A 15,627-nucleotide genomic window follows, 5' to 3' on the forward strand; every position below is an offset into this window, starting at 1 on the left:
TTCCACAAGATAATTCATCTGTTGTGGAACTAACAGGCAAGATGCCTGTTCCACCAGATAATTCATCTTGTGTGGAAGCAACAGGCAAGATGCCTGTTCCACCAGAAAATTCATCTCTTGTGGAACGGGCATCTTGCCCGTTCTTGACAATGCCACATCTCCTTTGAAAATAATTCGGCGACTGAAATAGGAATTTCAGAAAGTCGTCAAAAAACCACTGGGGAATCGCTGCATTGTTATACTCAAGCGGCAACTGATAAGCGTCGCTGTACAGCATCACTGCGAGGAGATATTGCATCTTCTCGGCAATTTCCCCTCCTTCAGCAAGTTTCGAGGATAACTCCTGGACAAAACTTTGTTCTTCGTCAGTTAAAGTTTCATGTTTGAGACCGCTATGTAGTAGCAATTTATGAGCTTTCCCCATGTCTTTCGAGTAAGCAGTTTCTAATTTTTCCGCTGGCAAATTCAGCCAATATTCAGCTAGCTGTTGGCGGTAGGGGCGCAGCGCGAGAAGAGGCTGTTTTGAGGGGAATTTCTTGTATTGATCAAGCATTGCTGACAATTCCGATAAACTCGGCTGGGTTCTCAATGCCAGCTTTTGGCGGATTTGCTGTTTGATTTGTTGATTCAGGAAACTGTAATCAGGACTATTGAGTAGTTTTTTGTAAAATCTTACTACATCCTTATGATTTTCCCCAGCCGCGAAGTTTTTCCAAGTTTGTTGTTCGGGATGAATCCGCAGTGAGGACAGTTTTTCGTCTACAAATCCGATGTGATAGTTCCCCATGATTCGCCACCACATATCTAAGTCTACATACTGAGATAATCCCGAATCAAATAATCCTATTTCTTCAAAGACTCGCGCGGCAATTAAGACGGTACTCGGTTCGCCAATTTTGTTTATCGGGTTGGTCAAGCAGTTAGTATCTGCCAGTAATTCTTTTCCGGGCTGAATAGATTTTAAATTCGACCAACTTTTATGCAAATCTTTAATTGATTGGGAAGCTCTCCGCAAAATTGGGTTAGATTCATCTTCAGCTATGGTGATGCCGCGCGGGGAGAAAACCATACCTATTTCTGGGTTTGCTTGGGCGAGTGCGACCATTTTCTCAATACATTCTGGTGCGAGTAAGTCGTCTTGAAATAGAAATTTAATGTATTGGCCTGTTGCTTGAGAGATGCAAAAATTCCAGTTTTGTGATAAGCCGTAGTTGCGGTGCAGTATGATGCGGAAATCGACTAAGGTTTGTGATTGGAATGATTGGGCGATCGCAATTGTGCGGTCTGTGGAGCCGTCGTCGGATATAATCAGTTCTATGTTAGGGTAGGTTTGGGCCAAAGCACTTTGAATTGCTTCCCCAATAAATGCTTCTCCGTTGTATGTCGGAATGCAAATGCTAACCTTCGGCTGCCCGTTTGGCAGTTCTGCTTTTGATTGACTTTGTTGCTGTGATGGTGGCAAGTTAGCCCTAATTTTGGCAGACTGCGCTTTGGCAGCTCCTGAAAGATGTATGCTTTGAAAGCTATCGGTAATCTCGGCAATATATTCGAGACGTTTTCTAATTTTATTCCCTGTAACTTGCGGGTTGAGTAAAGTCTTAATTTCCTCAGCAGCTATCGCTCCAATTTGTTGAGCTTCCCGGTAATTGTTGAAGACGTACCGCATTAAATCCGCAGCGTGTTCGACATCCGGTTCGGCCCAAACATTGCCTTTTTTGTAAGGCCCGCAATCTTTCTCAATTGGGATTAACTTATACTTGACTAAATAGCTGTTGCCGACATTCATAAATTCTGTATTTGATGAATAGTCGGTGGCAATTACGGGTTTTCCGTAAAACATGGCTTCAGCCATTGTTAAGCCAAATCCTTCGCAGCGGTGCAGCGATACATAACAGTCGCAATTATAGAGCAAGCCGTTAAGTTTATTTTTGGACAAATATCCGTCTAGATGTTTGATATTTGAATTATTTGCTATGGCTGAGTTTAAGGATGCTTGCGCCGCTGAAAATTTGTGGGAATTAGAAGATTTGATGACCAATAATACGCTGTTATCTTCCCCAAAAGCTTGTTTAAATGCTTGAATTGTCGCCAAAGTATTTTTGCGCTCTATGCGGCTAGAAAAGTCGAAGACAAACAAGAAAATAAATTTATTTTTCGGTAAATTCAGTGCTTCTCTTTTCAGGGAAGGTGCGGGGAGAGCAATACTGGGCATGATTTTGATAACGGGAATTGGCGAGACTGCGGAAATTGCCTCGGCGCAATAGTTGCTGTAAGTCCATATTTCGTGAAAGTGATTAAATGCTGGCTGCCATTCTGGGGGAAATGCGGGCAGTTCCCAAGCCCAAAAGCCGATATTGTATTGGTTTTTAAAGTAGCTGGAACCTGTATGTTTAATAAAGGTTGCAACTTCATCGGCGTTGACTTGAATTAAGTTTACGGGATGGGGATTGTCTTGGCTAAAATTTTGATAGGTGGTGTCTTTCTTGCGGTGGGGACTGCGGGTAAAATTGTTGATGACGAAGGGAATGTTGGCGGCTTCTGCGGCTCGGATGTTTGCTCGGACACCTTCTCCTATGCCAAATTCGCCGTTGATGTAGCCGGCGATGTTCATTCCTAGATTAGGCTTCATAGTTTCTAATGTATTTAGCAAATTGTTGGGTTTATTTTTTGGGAAAAAGCCGAATTAATTGAGCTCCTCAATCGCGCTAAAGGAGGGTATAGATTGAGAATAAATTATTATAAGTTTGCTCAATATTTGCTAAGATATAGCAATCCTTGTAGGATGGGTGAATAAGATTAAATGAACCGCAGAGGCCGCAGAGAACGCAGAGGAAGAGAAGAGAGGGAAGAGAAAGAGTTGGCAACAAAAAATTTGGTGCTTGACAAATGTGCCGATCGCCATTGTATACTGGCATCGCAATGCTAACCTTCGGCTGGTTGTCTGTCGGCATGGGTGGCTCTGTTTTATTTTACGATAAACTCATCAGGAATTTTAGAGAAAGTGATCGATCGCGTCAACCACGACCTCTTGAAGCTGCTCCCGCCGGATGCTAAAGTCATTGTTGAAATTGGTTGCGGTACGGGTTCGACGGGCGAACAGTACAAACTGATCAATCCCCATTGTCAGTATATTGGCATTGAATGCGATCGAGAAAAAGCTAAAATTGCAGTCGATCGGCTAAACTGGGTGACGGTAGCCGATATTGAAGAAATTGCCCTCGAAAGTCTCGACATCGCCCCAGGAACCGTCGATTGTTTGGTTTTTGGTGACTTGCTACCCTATCTCAAAAACCCTTGGGAAGTGCTCAAGCAGTACAGTGCTTTGCTGAATCCAGAGGGGCAAATTCTCGCCAGAATCCCTAATGTTCAATACTGGCGGCGGATTGTCAATCTGTTGCGGGGACAGTGGGAGAATCCCGACAGCAAGATGCAGCACTGGTTTACCCTAGAAAGTATTAAATCACTATTTGCTCAAGCCGGATTGCAGGTTTATGAATTTCAAGGGAAGGGACACAAAACTGAAAATTTTGTCCAGTTTCAGGAATTACTGCATCCTATGGTAAAGGCTTTAGAGCTAACATCGAGCAGTTTTGCTACGGAAACAGGTGCTGAATATTATATCGTGCGATCGACCAAATCGACCGTACCTGCGCGCAGACTGCTGATTCAGACTATCATTATGGCTCCTACAGGGTGCGATCGCGTGCGAGTTTTGGAACCGGACAAATTTAGCGCTACAATTCCCGGTGTCCGCACCGTATCCGCCGTGAAAACAGCAGAATTAATTCCGCCACTGCTGGGAGAAGAAAAAGTCTTCATCTGGCAGCGGACAATCATGCAATATCCCGGCTATATTCCCCAACTCAAAGAACTCCTGCAACAAGGCTATTTAATAGTAGCTGAAATTGACGATAATCCCATCCGTCGCCGCGAATACGCCGACAATAATTACCTCAGCTATCGCGGCTGTCACTGCGTGCAAACTTCTACAGAACCCCTAGCCAAAATTTTGCGCCAATACAATCCAAATGTTGCCGTATTTCCCAATCAATTAGCTTATCTACCTCCGCCGCGAATTTATCCGACAGAAGATACAGTCACCATCTTTTTTGGTGCACTCAACCGCGAAAAAGATTGGCAGCCGATTATGGCAGCGCTCAATCGAGTTTTAGTCGCACACAAGCACAGGATTAGAGTTAAAGTAATCCACGACAGCCGTTTTTTTGAAGCGTTGGAAATACAGCAAAAAGAATTTGAACCATTTTGCAGTTACGAACGGTATCAAGAAATTATGTACAGTTGCGATATAGCTTTGCTACCGCTTGTTTCCAACCCGGTTAACGAAATGAAATCCGACTTAAAATTTATTGAATGTGCAGCGCGGGGAGTAGCGGTGCTGGCAAGTCCCACTGTGTACGAACATTCGATTGTCGAAGGTGAAACCGGATTGATTTATAGATATGAAAAAGAGTTTGAAACCAAACTAAATTCGCTGATTTCTGACACTTCTCGGCGCCGGAAAATAGCCGCGAATGCTTACGAATGGGTGCGGGACAACCGCTTACTGTGCGGGCACTACCGGCAGCGGCGAGATTGGTACTTACAGATGCGGGAGGAGTTGCCACGTTTAAATGCTGAGTTGCGCGATCGCCTGCCGGAGTTATTTGGTGACTAAGTGCGGTAAGATTTATAGGCTATTGTGCGATCGTTCTGTTTTATTGTTTAATTTCTAATTGTTACTCCACACCAATGCGAATTCTATTCACTATTGCTCACTTTTACAATCCCAGCGGCGACGGGAAACACGCTTCCCAGCGAAATGATCCGCAACCACGACTAAATGCTTTAACCGCTTGCGTGACATCGCTGCAAGCTTTGTACGGCAAATCTCAGTCCATGATTGACATTAGCGAATGTGCAACTATCCCAGCAAATCAATCTCAACAGCACGAAATTGACATTGTTGTTTGCACTACTCAAGGTTATCATCTGTTGCCTCAACTGCCAGTGCAGCCCAGATGTTTTATGCACCATGCTACAAAATGCGAACCGCTGCTGTTGGGGTTTGAGTGTCAAGCAGTTTTGCGAGCGTGTCTTAACAAATACGATTATTTCTGTTATTTGGAAGATGATTTAGTTCTGCATGATCCGTGGTTTTTTAGTAAATTAAAGTGGTTTACGCATCACGGAGGAAATGGGAATTTGCTGCAACCTAATCGCTATGAAATAGCGCCTAAAGGCGCGGTTTTTAAAGCATATGTTGATGGTGATTTAGCAGACTCAGCGACTTCTGCGTTTCAAAATGTAGACGAGCAGCGGCAGTTAACGGGAAAAATCATGGAACAAAAAATCGCTTTTGAGCGGGCGTTGAATCCTCATTCCGGCTGCTATTTTTTGAATGCGGAACAGATGGCACACTGGGCTAAGCAGTCTCATTTTTTGGATAGGGATACGAGCTTTATCGGCCCGCTGGAAAGCGCGGCAACTTTAGGAATTATGCGGACTTTTAGAGTTTACAAGTCAACTCCTGCTTATGCTAATTTTTTGGAGATTCAACATTTTGGAGCGAGTTTTCTGAACTTGATTGGTAATAAGGTGAGGATACCCGAAGAAGGATGAGTTAAGATATTCAGGTAAGCTGCAATACTTGAGAGGTAGCATGACCCCGGCAACCGAAAAGATTGTCCTTCCCTCTCCCTTCCCCGACCACACTCAACTGCCAGAGGAAGACGGCACTTTTGTGAAGAATTTTCAGGAGCATCCTCAGAGCATTATTTTGACTGATTCTATCGGGTCGGTATTGCAAGGGCTTCATCCCGATGGGCAATATGCTATAGGGCAAGACTGTGGCATCTACTGGCGAGAAACAGACCCACTTGAAAAGGGAGCAGAAGCTCCTGATTGGTTCTACGTGCCGAACGTGCCACCAAGACTAGGAAATCAGATTCGTCGCTCTTACGTGCTGTGGCGGGAATTCATGGCTCCGATGATTGCTTTGGAGTTCGCATCGGGAGACGGTTCAGAAGAGCGGGACACAACCCCACTATCGTACTCGGAAGTTGGAGCGGCGCAAAGGCCTGGGAAGTTTTGGGTATATGAACGGATCATGCGGATTCCGTATTATGGCATCTATGAAATCAATAGTGGCAGGCTGGAGGTTTACAATCTGAACAACGGGTTTTACCAGCAGTTGCTTCCGAACGATCGCGGTCATTATCCGATCGCGCCAATGGGGGTAGAATTAGGACTGTGGGAAGGCCGTTATCAAAACCAGACAATGCTGTGGCTGCGGTGGTGGGATAGCGAGGGCAATTTGCTGCTAACAGGTACAGAACGAGCTTCCTTAGCAGAGCAGGCTTTGAGTGCAGAAGCCCAAGCACGGCGGGATGCCATCCCTCGGTTGTTGGCAATGGGATTGAATACAGAGCAAGTGGCAGAAGCACTCGGTTTATCAGTAGAGGAAGTTAGGCAGCATTCACAATCTTAATGTTGCTTTTGATTAAGAATATTCCTGGACGCAGAAACCGGGTTTTTTTACAAAACTACTGCATTTTATCCTTGAATGCTGGTGAAAAACCCGGTTTCTTTGGTATTTATGCGTCATATCATGTCCGAGAAATTGACCATAATATCCCGGCCGGGCGGGTTTTTGAGATTGTCAATTATTGGCACATATTTTTGGTGAACCCGCCCCTACCTGATTTCGGGTGAAGCGAAGCGGAGGAAATCGACCGGGCATGATAATAAGTCCTAATCTATTTTACAGCAGTCAAAACATCGCCGATTTTAACTGTGCCGCTGTTGATGATTTTGGCTAAAACTCCTGTTTGTGCGTGACCAAATTCCTTTTGGAGTAAACTGAGTAGGGAAATATCCCGATCGCCTGTTTCTGGATTCACTTCTATATTGACACAGCGACCGATTCGTGCTGTAACTTCTATGAGCGCCGTGCCTAATTGAAACTGTTTTCCAATCAACTCAAATTCTGACCAAGCTGCCATACCTTCTAGCACAATGTTCGGGCGAAATCTGCCCACGTCAATGTTTTGAACAGCAATTTCTGTTAATTGGTCTAATGTGGCTTGACTGAGTAAAGAAATGTGTACTGGTTCTCGATCGGGATAACGAGTTTCGCCGCTGGTGTCGCCGACTAATTGCAAAGGTGCAAACTGCGGGTGTCTCGCTTCTTTTGTCGGTTCAATTGCCGCCAGATATTCTGTGAAAAAACTGCCGATGCGATCGCGACCCGCTGCTGTGTTCGTTTCTGCGGATAACACTGCAACTCCTTCACGCTTGACTGTTAAAACGGCCGTTTCCGGTTGATAATGACATTCTAAAGCTGCTAACAAAGGCCAATCGTTTTGAACCGCAAAATTTTTTTTGCTCATCCAAGGCATATTTTGGGCGGGCATTTTTGCAGATTCAAGATTATCTGCAAACATTAAGGCAAAAGCTCGATCGCCCTTAATTCCATGTCCTGCTATTAAAGCAAACTCCGACATTTCTTGCGGTGTCAGCCCTTTAATTGGATAAATAAATAACTGTTTTATTGTTGCTAATGTCATAAAGTTTTCTGAAGTTAGTAGAATTTTAACTTTCACTCTTGTCCCCCCCTTACTAAGGGGGGCTAGCGGGGTCGAAGCTATTTCACACACATTAATCCAATTGCTATAAAAACCCGATTAAGCTAGCAATTCATAGCGGCGGATATCTGGAGGCCCAACGGCCAAACCGTCTAATTTCTGCACGGCGTCTTGAATGTGAGTTGAACCGAGATGTAGTTCGAGCAAATCTGCACTTTCCCACTCTTCAACATAGGTAAAATCTGTGGGATCGGCTTGATTTTGCAGGAGTTCGTATTTGATGCAGCCTTTTTCTTTACGAGTTGGTTCTATAATGCTCAGCAGCAGAGATTTAAGTTCTGCTACTTTGTCGGGAAAGGCAGCGAGGCGGGCGACTACTCGCAAGGTTGTTTTGGACATAGGAGAAAAAAGTCACAGATAGGACGATCGAACTTACCGATTTTTATTTGGAAAACTCAGCAATACATGATTTTACTTAAAGTAACCTAAACAGGTCGATCGGTCAATCGATTTTAGATTTTAGATTTTAGATTTTAGATTTTAGAATTGACCCCACGGATAAATTCGGGGGGCAAGTTTCATCGGATACAGGTTTTTTATTTCTCCACGGATGAATCCGGGGGCTTGTATCCTGGATGCGAGGAGGTCAACCACAGTAAAATTAGCCCAGGACGCGCTCAATTCTCAGAAACCCGGTTTCTTGCCAAATTATTCGTTAGCAACCGCAGAGCGTCGTAGAAACCGGGTTTCTTTAGATATTTTGGTAAATACCGAAGGAACTCAATCTTTGGGATAAAATCGCTTGTTTTCTGTAGAATATTCCCAGGCGATATTCTCCGGGTCTTTTTCGCGGCTCCACTGAGCAAACTCCGGCTTAAGTTTCCACTTGCCGATCGTACTTGCGTGAACTTTGAACCTGCGAGAGAGTTCCGTCTGGGTAAAAGAGATTTTGGGCTTGTGAGGAGTCTTGGTTTGAGCAATGGGGAATAAATTTGGTTTTTTCTCTTGTGTTTTTTCCCGATTTGTGGGAGGCTCTTGAACAGCTATTGCCACATTAGCTGTTTCGCTTTGATTGACAGTTGGAGCTATTTGAAAATAATACAAAATTCCGCCTTGTTCCGTCACCTCAAAATCCGCTGCAAACTCCGACGCTCGTTCGTCGAGATACTCTTGAACCTTTTCTCCGGGGAGTTTCGCATTCATCGCCAAATCCAAAGCCGTAACTCGCCCTTGATTTTCCTTGATCAACTTGTAGAAAACCGAGTCTAAATGAGCGAGTTTGTGTTTTTGCTGCTGATGGTAGAGCTTGTAAGCCCAAGCAATGCCCGCTGTGGTGGCGATCGCCCAAAACATCTTTCCCGACTCGAAACTGGCAACCGCCGTCAAGGAAATAGGCAAAAGCAGGGTAAGATATCCCCAAATGCTTCCCTTCTTTAGGTTATTGCTGTTTTTGACCATAGTTCCTAAACAGGTACGTAGTTTAGCTTAGTAGAGCGTGTCTGAATGTCGCGAAAGTTTTTCGACAGTCGATATATCGATCGGCCCGCTGACACACCCAAAAACGGATACTGTGCCGCGTACACTCGCCTTGTGGACAATCCCTAATTTTAGACCAAAGTTCCAGCTCCTTTGATTCAATGTCGCAAGTAAATCGAAAATCGAAAATCGAAAATCGAAAATCGAGTGACGCACTCTACTATAAAATCCCAGAATCTACTTTTTTTGCAACCGAGGGTTCATGTACTTTTTTCGCAAACAGATTGCCATCCTGCTGATAGTTGTTGCTTGCTGTACGCTGACGATTAGTTGCAGCAATAGCCGAGCTATCCAGTGTACTAAATTTACTGAAATTGTCAACAAAGGCAACGCTCTCATTGATGTTGATAAAGACAGCAACGATGCTGCAACGACCGACAATTTAGCTAAAAATTTGAACCTGATAGCGAATGAACTTCAAGCTCTGCGAATAACAGATCCAACCCTCAAAGAAATTCAGGAGCCATCGGTTAAATCCTTCCAGGAAATTAGTCAAGCACTCGGCGACATAAGCAAAAGTCTTCAGACTGGAAATCTCGCTTCTACAAGTATAGAAGGTCGAGAGCAAATCAAAACAGCTCAAGCAGATATTATTAGAGCCGGCCAACAGGCGAATCAAGCAGCCGCAAATCAAGACGCTTTGACTAGCAAACTGATTAATTATTGTAAGAGGGATCGCTAAAGGCGAAGAGTTTTGAGTTGTGAATGCGTGAGTTTTGAGTTTGAGGAAGGCATCGCCTTCATCTATAGCGGTATTCAAGGAAGTGAGGTACGCGCTATAGAATTCAGAGAAAGAAAAGGAAGCGCCGATGCCCGATGCCCGATGCCCGATGCCCGATGCCCAGGAACACCTAATTTACCTGAGAAAGGCTATAGCATCTACTAATTCCCCATTACCCAATTTAGTGATGAATTTCTAGATTCAAAATATAGCGACCGAGTTGCACTTTCTCCGACCACAACTCGTATTCTAACTGCAAGTGATCCGGTTCCGGCTTTCCTGTCAGCGTCAAGTTGCGAGTGAAGTTGCGGAGTCGCAACTGTTCGGGAGTCGCCAAGGATTCACCCTGAAGCCAATAACGGCTCAGGCCGTACATTCCTCGTTCCCAGCAGTGGCGGTAACTGTATTTGCCGTTTCCTTGCATGGTCATAATGACTCGATAGGGCGAAACTTCTAGCCAGAGCAACCGGGGTTTTGTAGTTGGGGGTAAGATTGTAACTTGCTCGGCAGATTCGTTGGAACCCTCGGAAAATTCGCGATCGATTATTGCTGGTTCGTGCAACAACAAGTGAAAGCGATCCCGGTCTTTTTGATAAACCGTAGCAGCGGTTTCAACGACTGACCACAAAGGTAAATCTGTGGATACCAGCGATAAACTTACAGGCTTGCGGTGATGGGTCAGCATAAATAAAAGTTTAGGGGTTGTTGTGGATCGGGCGGTTTGAGATTTGAGATTTTAGACTTTAGATTTTAGATTGGCTGGCTTCCAAATTCCGGAGCTTTTGCTTAAAAAAATGAAAAATCTACAACTCGCAATCGAAAATCTAAAATTGTTAGGTCAAACTTCAATCATCGGGTCGATAACTGAGAGCAGGAGATGAAATCTAAGCAGATACACGGATAATATTTGTGAAATTAATGTGAAATCCGTGCCGTTGCGTCCGCACTCCCGTGTCATCGAGAACTGACAGCGGAGTCTCCGGGCGAGTTTAATCAGGCTTTAAGTTAACCGGACACATTGGGAAAAAACCCGCAGCCCGTACAAAAGACGACTAACTTAGGACTGAGAAAAAGGTAGGATAGCTAACGCCATCTAATCCTAGTTTATCTCAATGCAAGCTGACATTATAACTACTACGCTTCTTGACAAAAACCAAACTTTAAGCATTCAAAAACCGGCCTCGGGCTTGTCGCTGGTCGGGAGGATTCGAGTTCCCGGCGATAAGTCGATTTCTCACCGAGCTTTGATGTTGGGTGCGATCGCCCAAGGTGAAACTACTATTGAGGGACTACTTCTAGGAGAAGACCCCCGCAGCACTGCTAAATGTTTCTCGCTCTTGGGAGCCAAAGTTTCTGAACTCAACGCGGAACGGGTGACAGTCCGGGGCGTCGGAATTGGCGAGTTAGAGGAGCCTGTGGAAGTCTTGGATGCGGGTAATTCCGGCACGACGATGCGGCTGATGTTGGGAATTTTAGCCTCTCATCCGGGGCGTTTTTATGCAGTAACGGGTGACAGTTCTTTGCGATCGCGCCCCATGTCGCGCGTCATTAAACCGCTGCAACAAATGGGAGCGCAAATTTGGGGCCGAAAAAGCAATTCTTTAGCTCCTTTAGCGATACTGGGACAGCAGTTAAAACCGATTCACTACCATTCTCCGATCGCCTCGGCTCAAGTTAAATCTTGCATTTTGCTCGCCGGTTTGATGGCAAGCGGAGAAACTACAGTCACAGAACCCGCTCTGTCGCGGGATCACAGCGAGCGGATGCTGCGAGCGTTTGGAGCCCAATTGAGCGTCGATCCAGAAACTTGTAGCGTGACAGTCACTGGGCCGACACAACTGCAAGGGCAGAATGTGATTGTACCGGGGGATATTAGTTCGGCGGCATTTTGGCTAGTTGCTGGGGCGATCGTCCCGGGTTCCGAGCTCGTAGTCGAAAATGTCGGCGTCAACCCAACTCGTACAGGCATTTTGGAAGCTTTGGAAATGATGGGCGCCGATATTGAACTGCAAAATCAGCGAGAGGCGGCTGGGGAACCGGTAGCGGATATTTTGGTTCGCAGTTCCGGCCAATTGCGGGGATGCACCATTGCGGGCGACTTAATTCCCCGACTGATTGACGAAATCCCGATTTTGGCCGTAGCGGCGATCTTTGCATCGGGTACTACAATAATTCGAGATGCGGCCGAGTTGCGAGTCAAAGAGAGCGATCGACTGGCCGTGACTGCAGCAGAACTCAACCGCATGGGATCCCAAATTTCCGAGTTACCCGACGGTTTAGAAATTACCGGGGGAACTCCTTTGACCGGCGCGGATGTTGACAGCTACACCGACCACAGAATAGCGATGAGTTTGGCGATCGCAGCCCTCAACGCCACAGGTATTACTAACATTCACCGGGCCGAAGCCGCTGCCATTTCCTACCCCGACTTTACCGCCACTTTGCAACAAGTTTGCCATCCAAATTAAGATTGGGCATTGGGAATTGGCATTGGGCATTGGGCATTGGTCATTGGGCATTGGGCATTGGGCATTGGGCAGTGGGCATTGGGCATTGGGCATTGGGCATTGGGCATTGGGCATTGGTTGCTGGTTACTTGTTATCGGTTATGGCTATAGCCTTACAAATAACAAATAACCACGAACTAATGACCAAGGACTAAGGACTAATGACTAATGACTAATGACCAATGACTAATGACTAATGACTTCCTCTAAGAATCTTTACCTACAACTTGTTCTTTTAAAGAATCAATTTCCGTTAACAACTCTTGGCGATCGGAAGCCTTGAGCAGATAGCGGTAAACAAACCAACCCGTATATCCCATGCCAATCAACTCAAAAACTGGAGCTACCAAAGGGACATCATTAAGAGCACCTAAAACTCCCAGCATTACCTTAATACTAATACCGCCTGCCAGGATTAAACCAACAGTTATGAGGGGCTTTTGGTAGTCAGCAAAAAAATTGGAGAGATAGGCTGGAAGTTCCGACAAAATTGTAATAACTTGGTCTTTAATATCTTGGAACTGGCTGGCCGGTGTTTCTGTGGTTGTCACTGTAGTCATGACCCCCGGTTTGTCCTCCACCAGATCTACTGTCACGACTTCAGTGATTGTTTGTGTCTCGTCCGAAAAGTTAGCTTGTGTCATTGAATACTTCCTCCGTTGTCAGGTAAAATTGCAGGCTGTGAATTGCTGCCAGTATAATTCTCCGGCAATTAGCACAGCATCCGCGCTGCAGGGACTAATTGATGAGACTAAGGCAGAGTTTCACAAATTGCAAGCAAAAATAACGATATGACTTGATTTTAAACAATTGCCTTCGTTGCCAAATCGCTCTTTTGACTCATTTTTTCACTTGAGCGAGGTCGATTTGATTCGGGCAAGGGCGTCCTTGTTCAAAGTCGGTGATATTGCCGATCGTGGTTTCGGCGATATTTTTCAAAGCTTCCTCGGTGAAGAAAGCTTGATGTCCGGTAATTAGGACGTTGGGGAAAGTCAGCAAACGCTGAAAAACATCGTCTTGAATGACCTGATTTGACAAATCCTCAAAAAACAGATCCGTCTCTTGTTCGTAAACATCTAAGCCGAGGTAGCCAATTATACCCGACTTCAGTGCTTTGGTAACAGCTTTAGTGTCAATCAACTGACCGCGGCTGGTATTGATCAGCATCATTCCCGGTTTCATTTGCTCGATCGCCTCTGCACCGATTAAATGGTAAGTTTCCGGTATCAGCGGACAGTGGAGGCTGACAATATCAGAGGTGGCGAAGAGTGCCGGGAGTGCGACGTATTCCATGCCTAGGGCGAGGCAATCTGGGTTTTGGTAAACATCGTATCCCAGCAGGCGACACCCGAATCCGTGCAGAATTTGAGCAGTAATTGCGCCAATTCTGCCTGTTCCGACGATTCCCACCGTTTTGCCGTGGAGGTCAAAACCCAACAAGCCATCTAGGGCGAAATTGCCTTCGCGGACGCGGTTGTAGGCCCGGTGGATTTTGCGGTTGAGGGACAAAATTAGAGCGACTGCGTGTTCGGCGACTGCGTAGGGAGAATAAGCAGGAACTCGCAGCAGAGTTAGATCTAAATCCCTCGCTGCTGCTAAATCGACGTGATTGAATCCGGCGGATCTTAGTGCCAGCAAGCGGACGCCTTTTTCGGCAATGGCAAGCAGCGTTTTCGCGTCCAAGCAGTCGTTCACGAACGCGCAAACGGCCGGAAATCCAGCAGCCAAAACGCTGGTTTCCAGGTTCAGACGCGGTTCAAAAAAAACTAAATCGTGTTTGCCGCCGACATTCGCTGCTTCCAGAAATGTGCGATCGTAGGATTTGGTGCTGAATACGGCTACCTTCATGATTTTTGCCTGCAAACCCAGTAATAGTGGGAAATTCTTTCCCGATCAACTCTAAATTTTACTAGAACGCCGTTGCCCCAAACAACCCACTTTCCACGATCGATATTGAATTTCGTAACAAGAGCCTCTCTGAAGAAACCAATTTTTTAGCTTTAGGGCAACTCCTGCTTAATTTTTTGAATCTAATTGCTTAGACTGTAGTAAAGCGCGATCGTTAATTGCTAAATTTTTAGGATAAACTCAGATGCGTAAACAAATCAAAACTCTAATTTATGAAATTTTAGAAACCTCAGAATCAAGCAATTTATACAGTTTAGCCGATGATGTTTTCATAACTTGTTTAATTCTGATAAATGTCGCAGCTTTTATTGCTTCTACTTCGCCCACATTGTCGCCAGAACACACATCGCTTTTGGCAAACATAGAAATTGTTTCCTCCTTAGTATTTACAATAGAATATATTTTAAGACTGTGGGTGTCTACAGTCGATCGCAGATACAGCCACCCGCTTTGGGGAAGATTGAGATATGCTCTGACACCGCTAAGTTTGATAGATTTAATTTCCATCTTACCTTTTTACTTCTTGCTGTTATTTCCTACTTTCAACTTCGTTAATTTAATTCGTGTTCTGCGCTTGTTGCGGTTGCTAAAAATGAGCCGTTATTCTGAGTCAATCAGAACTCTGGGAGCAGTATTGTACGATAAAAAAGAGGAGTTAATTGCCACCGCCTTTGCAGTTTTTATTCTGTTAATATTTGCCTCTAGCGTCATGTATTTTGTTGAATACGAGGCGCATCCCGAAACTTTTGCGAGCATCCCCGATGCAATGTGGTGGGGAGTTGTGACCTTAACTACTGTCGGTTACGGCGATATTTATCCAATCACTCCTTTAGGGAAATTGTTAGGAGCAATATTAGCATTTTTGGGAATCGGAATTTTTGCGTTACCTGCGGGGCTCATTGCTGCGGGTTTTTCCGAGGAAGTCCAAAGGAGAAAGCAGGAAAAAATGGCGGCAAATTTAGAGCAATCCGCGAATTGTCAATCGGTCAAAAGGCTGGCGGAAATCGAGGTTGGGTTTGAAGAAAAGCAAAGGGCGATCGCACTTCACATCGAAAGTTCATCAGAGTTGATGAAAATGTGTGTTCAAACGGCGAAACAAAAGTTAGGAAGTGAGTTTCAAAATGAACACATTATACGGGATTTAGCTATTCATTTGTACAATGAAGCCGTCCGCCAATTCGAGCTTTAATTACAGATATAGCCTTTCGATCTCTCATATGAGGTACTCATGGGCATAGGGCATAGGCCTCCGTGGGCATAGGGCATAGGCCTCCGTGGGCATACCTCACTTTTTTGAGAACCGCTATATATATTGCCTGTAATTGCCCCCCAATCCTTACCATCGCTTGTGGTTAGTTATGACTGCTTTATG

General features: G+C 45.1%; 14 protein-coding genes. 7 read left to right on the top strand and 7 right to left on the bottom strand.

Annotated elements, in window-relative coordinates; translation table 11 throughout:
• Positions 1-2,629, bottom strand: a 2,629-nt coding sequence (locus tag QUA00_RS12150; RefSeq protein WP_333409777.1) for a glycosyltransferase, incomplete at its 3' end; no start/stop codon positions are given.
• Between the two features lie 324 nt (positions 2,630-2,953).
• Between QUA00_RS12150 and QUA00_RS12155 the strand changes: the two genes are divergently transcribed.
• The 3 genes from QUA00_RS12155 to QUA00_RS12165 all read left to right on the top strand — a co-directional run bounded on the left by QUA00_RS12155 (position 2,954) and on the right by QUA00_RS12165 (position 6,487).
• Positions 2,954-4,675 carry a methyltransferase domain-containing protein gene (locus QUA00_RS12155; protein WP_445305741.1) on the top strand — a complete coding sequence of 574 codons (1,722 nt, stop codon included), beginning with the start codon at positions 2,954-2,956 and terminating at the stop codon, positions 4,673-4,675.
• Positions 4,676-4,749: 74 nt separating this feature from the next.
• Positions 4,750-5,619 carry a calcium-binding protein gene (locus QUA00_RS12160; RefSeq protein ID WP_333409778.1) on the top strand — a complete coding sequence of 290 codons (870 nt, stop codon included), beginning with the start codon at positions 4,750-4,752 and terminating at the stop codon, positions 5,617-5,619.
• A gap of 40 nt (positions 5,620-5,659) precedes the next feature.
• The gene (locus QUA00_RS12165) at positions 5,660-6,487 is read left to right on the top strand and encodes a Uma2 family endonuclease (RefSeq protein WP_333409779.1); all 828 of its coding nucleotides are present in this window, start codon (positions 5,660-5,662) and stop codon (positions 6,485-6,487) included.
• A gap of 268 nt (positions 6,488-6,755) precedes the next feature.
• Here the strand turns inward: QUA00_RS12165 and QUA00_RS12170 are convergent, their stop codons facing one another.
• The 3 genes from QUA00_RS12170 to QUA00_RS12180 all read right to left on the bottom strand — a co-directional run bounded on the left by QUA00_RS12170 (position 6,756) and on the right by QUA00_RS12180 (position 9,041).
• Positions 6,756-7,565, bottom strand: coding sequence for an MOSC domain-containing protein (locus tag QUA00_RS12170; RefSeq protein WP_333409780.1), 810 nt, complete (start codon positions 7,563-7,565; stop codon positions 6,756-6,758).
• Between the two features lie 117 nt (positions 7,566-7,682).
• Complete coding sequence (locus QUA00_RS12175; RefSeq protein WP_333053347.1) at positions 7,683-7,982, bottom strand: putative quinol monooxygenase; 300 nt, start codon at positions 7,980-7,982, stop codon at positions 7,683-7,685.
• A gap of 381 nt (positions 7,983-8,363) precedes the next feature.
• A complete protein-coding gene (locus QUA00_RS12180; protein ID WP_333409781.1) occupies positions 8,364-9,041 on the bottom strand; it encodes a hypothetical protein in 678 nt (225 codons plus the stop codon).
• Positions 9,042-9,321: 280 nt separating this feature from the next.
• On the opposite strand from QUA00_RS12180, the gene QUA00_RS12185 reads away from it, so the two are divergent.
• Both QUA00_RS12185 and QUA00_RS12190 read left to right on the top strand, forming a co-directional pair.
• Positions 9,322-9,801, top strand: a complete 480-nt coding sequence (locus tag QUA00_RS12185) for a hypothetical protein (RefSeq protein ID WP_333409782.1) — start codon at positions 9,322-9,324, stop codon at positions 9,799-9,801.
• Between the two features lie 12 nt (positions 9,802-9,813).
• Positions 9,814-10,005, top strand: coding sequence for a hypothetical protein (locus QUA00_RS12190; RefSeq protein ID WP_333409783.1), 192 nt, complete (start codon positions 9,814-9,816; stop codon positions 10,003-10,005).
• A 16-nt stretch (positions 10,006-10,021) separates the two neighbouring features.
• Here QUA00_RS12190 and QUA00_RS12195 read toward each other — a convergent pair whose 3' ends face one another.
• The gene (locus QUA00_RS12195) at positions 10,022-10,525 is read right to left on the bottom strand and encodes a hypothetical protein (RefSeq protein WP_333142734.1); all 504 of its coding nucleotides are present in this window, start codon (positions 10,523-10,525) and stop codon (positions 10,022-10,024) included.
• Positions 10,526-10,952: 427 nt separating this feature from the next.
• Here QUA00_RS12195 and aroA point away from each other — a divergent pair, with 427 nt between their 5' ends.
• Complete coding sequence (gene aroA / locus QUA00_RS12200; RefSeq protein ID WP_333409784.1) at positions 10,953-12,308, top strand: 3-phosphoshikimate 1-carboxyvinyltransferase; 1,356 nt, start codon at positions 10,953-10,955, stop codon at positions 12,306-12,308.
• Positions 12,309-12,553: 245 nt separating this feature from the next.
• On the opposite strand, the gene QUA00_RS12205 is transcribed toward aroA, so the two are convergent.
• Together QUA00_RS12205 and QUA00_RS12210 are read right to left on the bottom strand one after the other, a co-directional pair.
• Positions 12,554-12,991: a CAAD domain-containing protein gene (locus QUA00_RS12205; RefSeq protein ID WP_333100475.1), complete on the bottom strand. Its 438-nt coding sequence runs from the start codon at positions 12,989-12,991 to the stop codon at positions 12,554-12,556.
• A gap of 196 nt (positions 12,992-13,187) precedes the next feature.
• Positions 13,188-14,195, bottom strand: a complete 1,008-nt coding sequence (locus tag QUA00_RS12210) for a 2-hydroxyacid dehydrogenase (protein WP_333409785.1) — start codon at positions 14,193-14,195, stop codon at positions 13,188-13,190.
• 244 nt (positions 14,196-14,439) lie between these two features.
• Here QUA00_RS12210 and QUA00_RS12215 point away from each other — a divergent pair, with 244 nt between their 5' ends.
• On the top strand, positions 14,440-15,444 hold the full coding sequence (locus QUA00_RS12215) for an ion transporter (protein ID WP_333409786.1): 1,005 nt from the start codon (positions 14,440-14,442) through the stop codon (positions 15,442-15,444).
• Positions 15,445-15,627: the final 183 nt, after the last annotated feature.

The organism is Microcoleus sp. T2B6 (assembly GCF_036700475.1).
Classification (GTDB): domain Bacteria; phylum Cyanobacteriota; class Cyanobacteriia; order Cyanobacteriales; family Microcoleaceae; genus Microcoleus.

What these genes read in the sequence shown, in the direction of transcription:
- QUA00_RS12160 (WP_333409778.1), top strand. Translation starts at nt 4,750, where the DNA reads ATGCGAATTCTATTCACTATTGCTCACTTTTACAATCCCAGCGGCGAC.
- QUA00_RS12165 (WP_333409779.1), top strand. Translation starts at nt 5,660, where the DNA reads ATGACCCCGGCAACCGAAAAGATTGTCCTTCCCTCTCCCTTCCCCGAC.
- QUA00_RS12170 (WP_333409780.1), bottom strand. Translation starts at nt 7,565, where the DNA reads ATGACATTAGCAACAATAAAACAGTTATTTATTTATCCAATTAAAGGG.
- QUA00_RS12175 (WP_333053347.1), bottom strand. Translation starts at nt 7,982, where the DNA reads ATGTCCAAAACAACCTTGCGAGTAGTCGCCCGCCTCGCTGCCTTTCCC.
- QUA00_RS12180 (WP_333409781.1), bottom strand. Translation starts at nt 9,041, where the DNA reads ATGGTCAAAAACAGCAATAACCTAAAGAAGGGAAGCATTTGGGGATAT.
- QUA00_RS12185 (WP_333409782.1), top strand. Translation starts at nt 9,322, where the DNA reads ATGTACTTTTTTCGCAAACAGATTGCCATCCTGCTGATAGTTGTTGCT.
- QUA00_RS12195 (WP_333142734.1), bottom strand. Translation starts at nt 10,525, where the DNA reads ATGCTGACCCATCACCGCAAGCCTGTAAGTTTATCGCTGGTATCCACA.
- aroA (WP_333409784.1), top strand. Translation starts at nt 10,953, where the DNA reads ATGCAAGCTGACATTATAACTACTACGCTTCTTGACAAAAACCAAACT.
- QUA00_RS12205 (WP_333100475.1), bottom strand. Translation starts at nt 12,991, where the DNA reads ATGACACAAGCTAACTTTTCGGACGAGACACAAACAATCACTGAAGTC.
- QUA00_RS12210 (WP_333409785.1), bottom strand. Translation starts at nt 14,195, where the DNA reads ATGAAGGTAGCCGTATTCAGCACCAAATCCTACGATCGCACATTTCTG.
- QUA00_RS12215 (WP_333409786.1), top strand. Translation starts at nt 14,440, where the DNA reads ATGCGTAAACAAATCAAAACTCTAATTTATGAAATTTTAGAAACCTCA.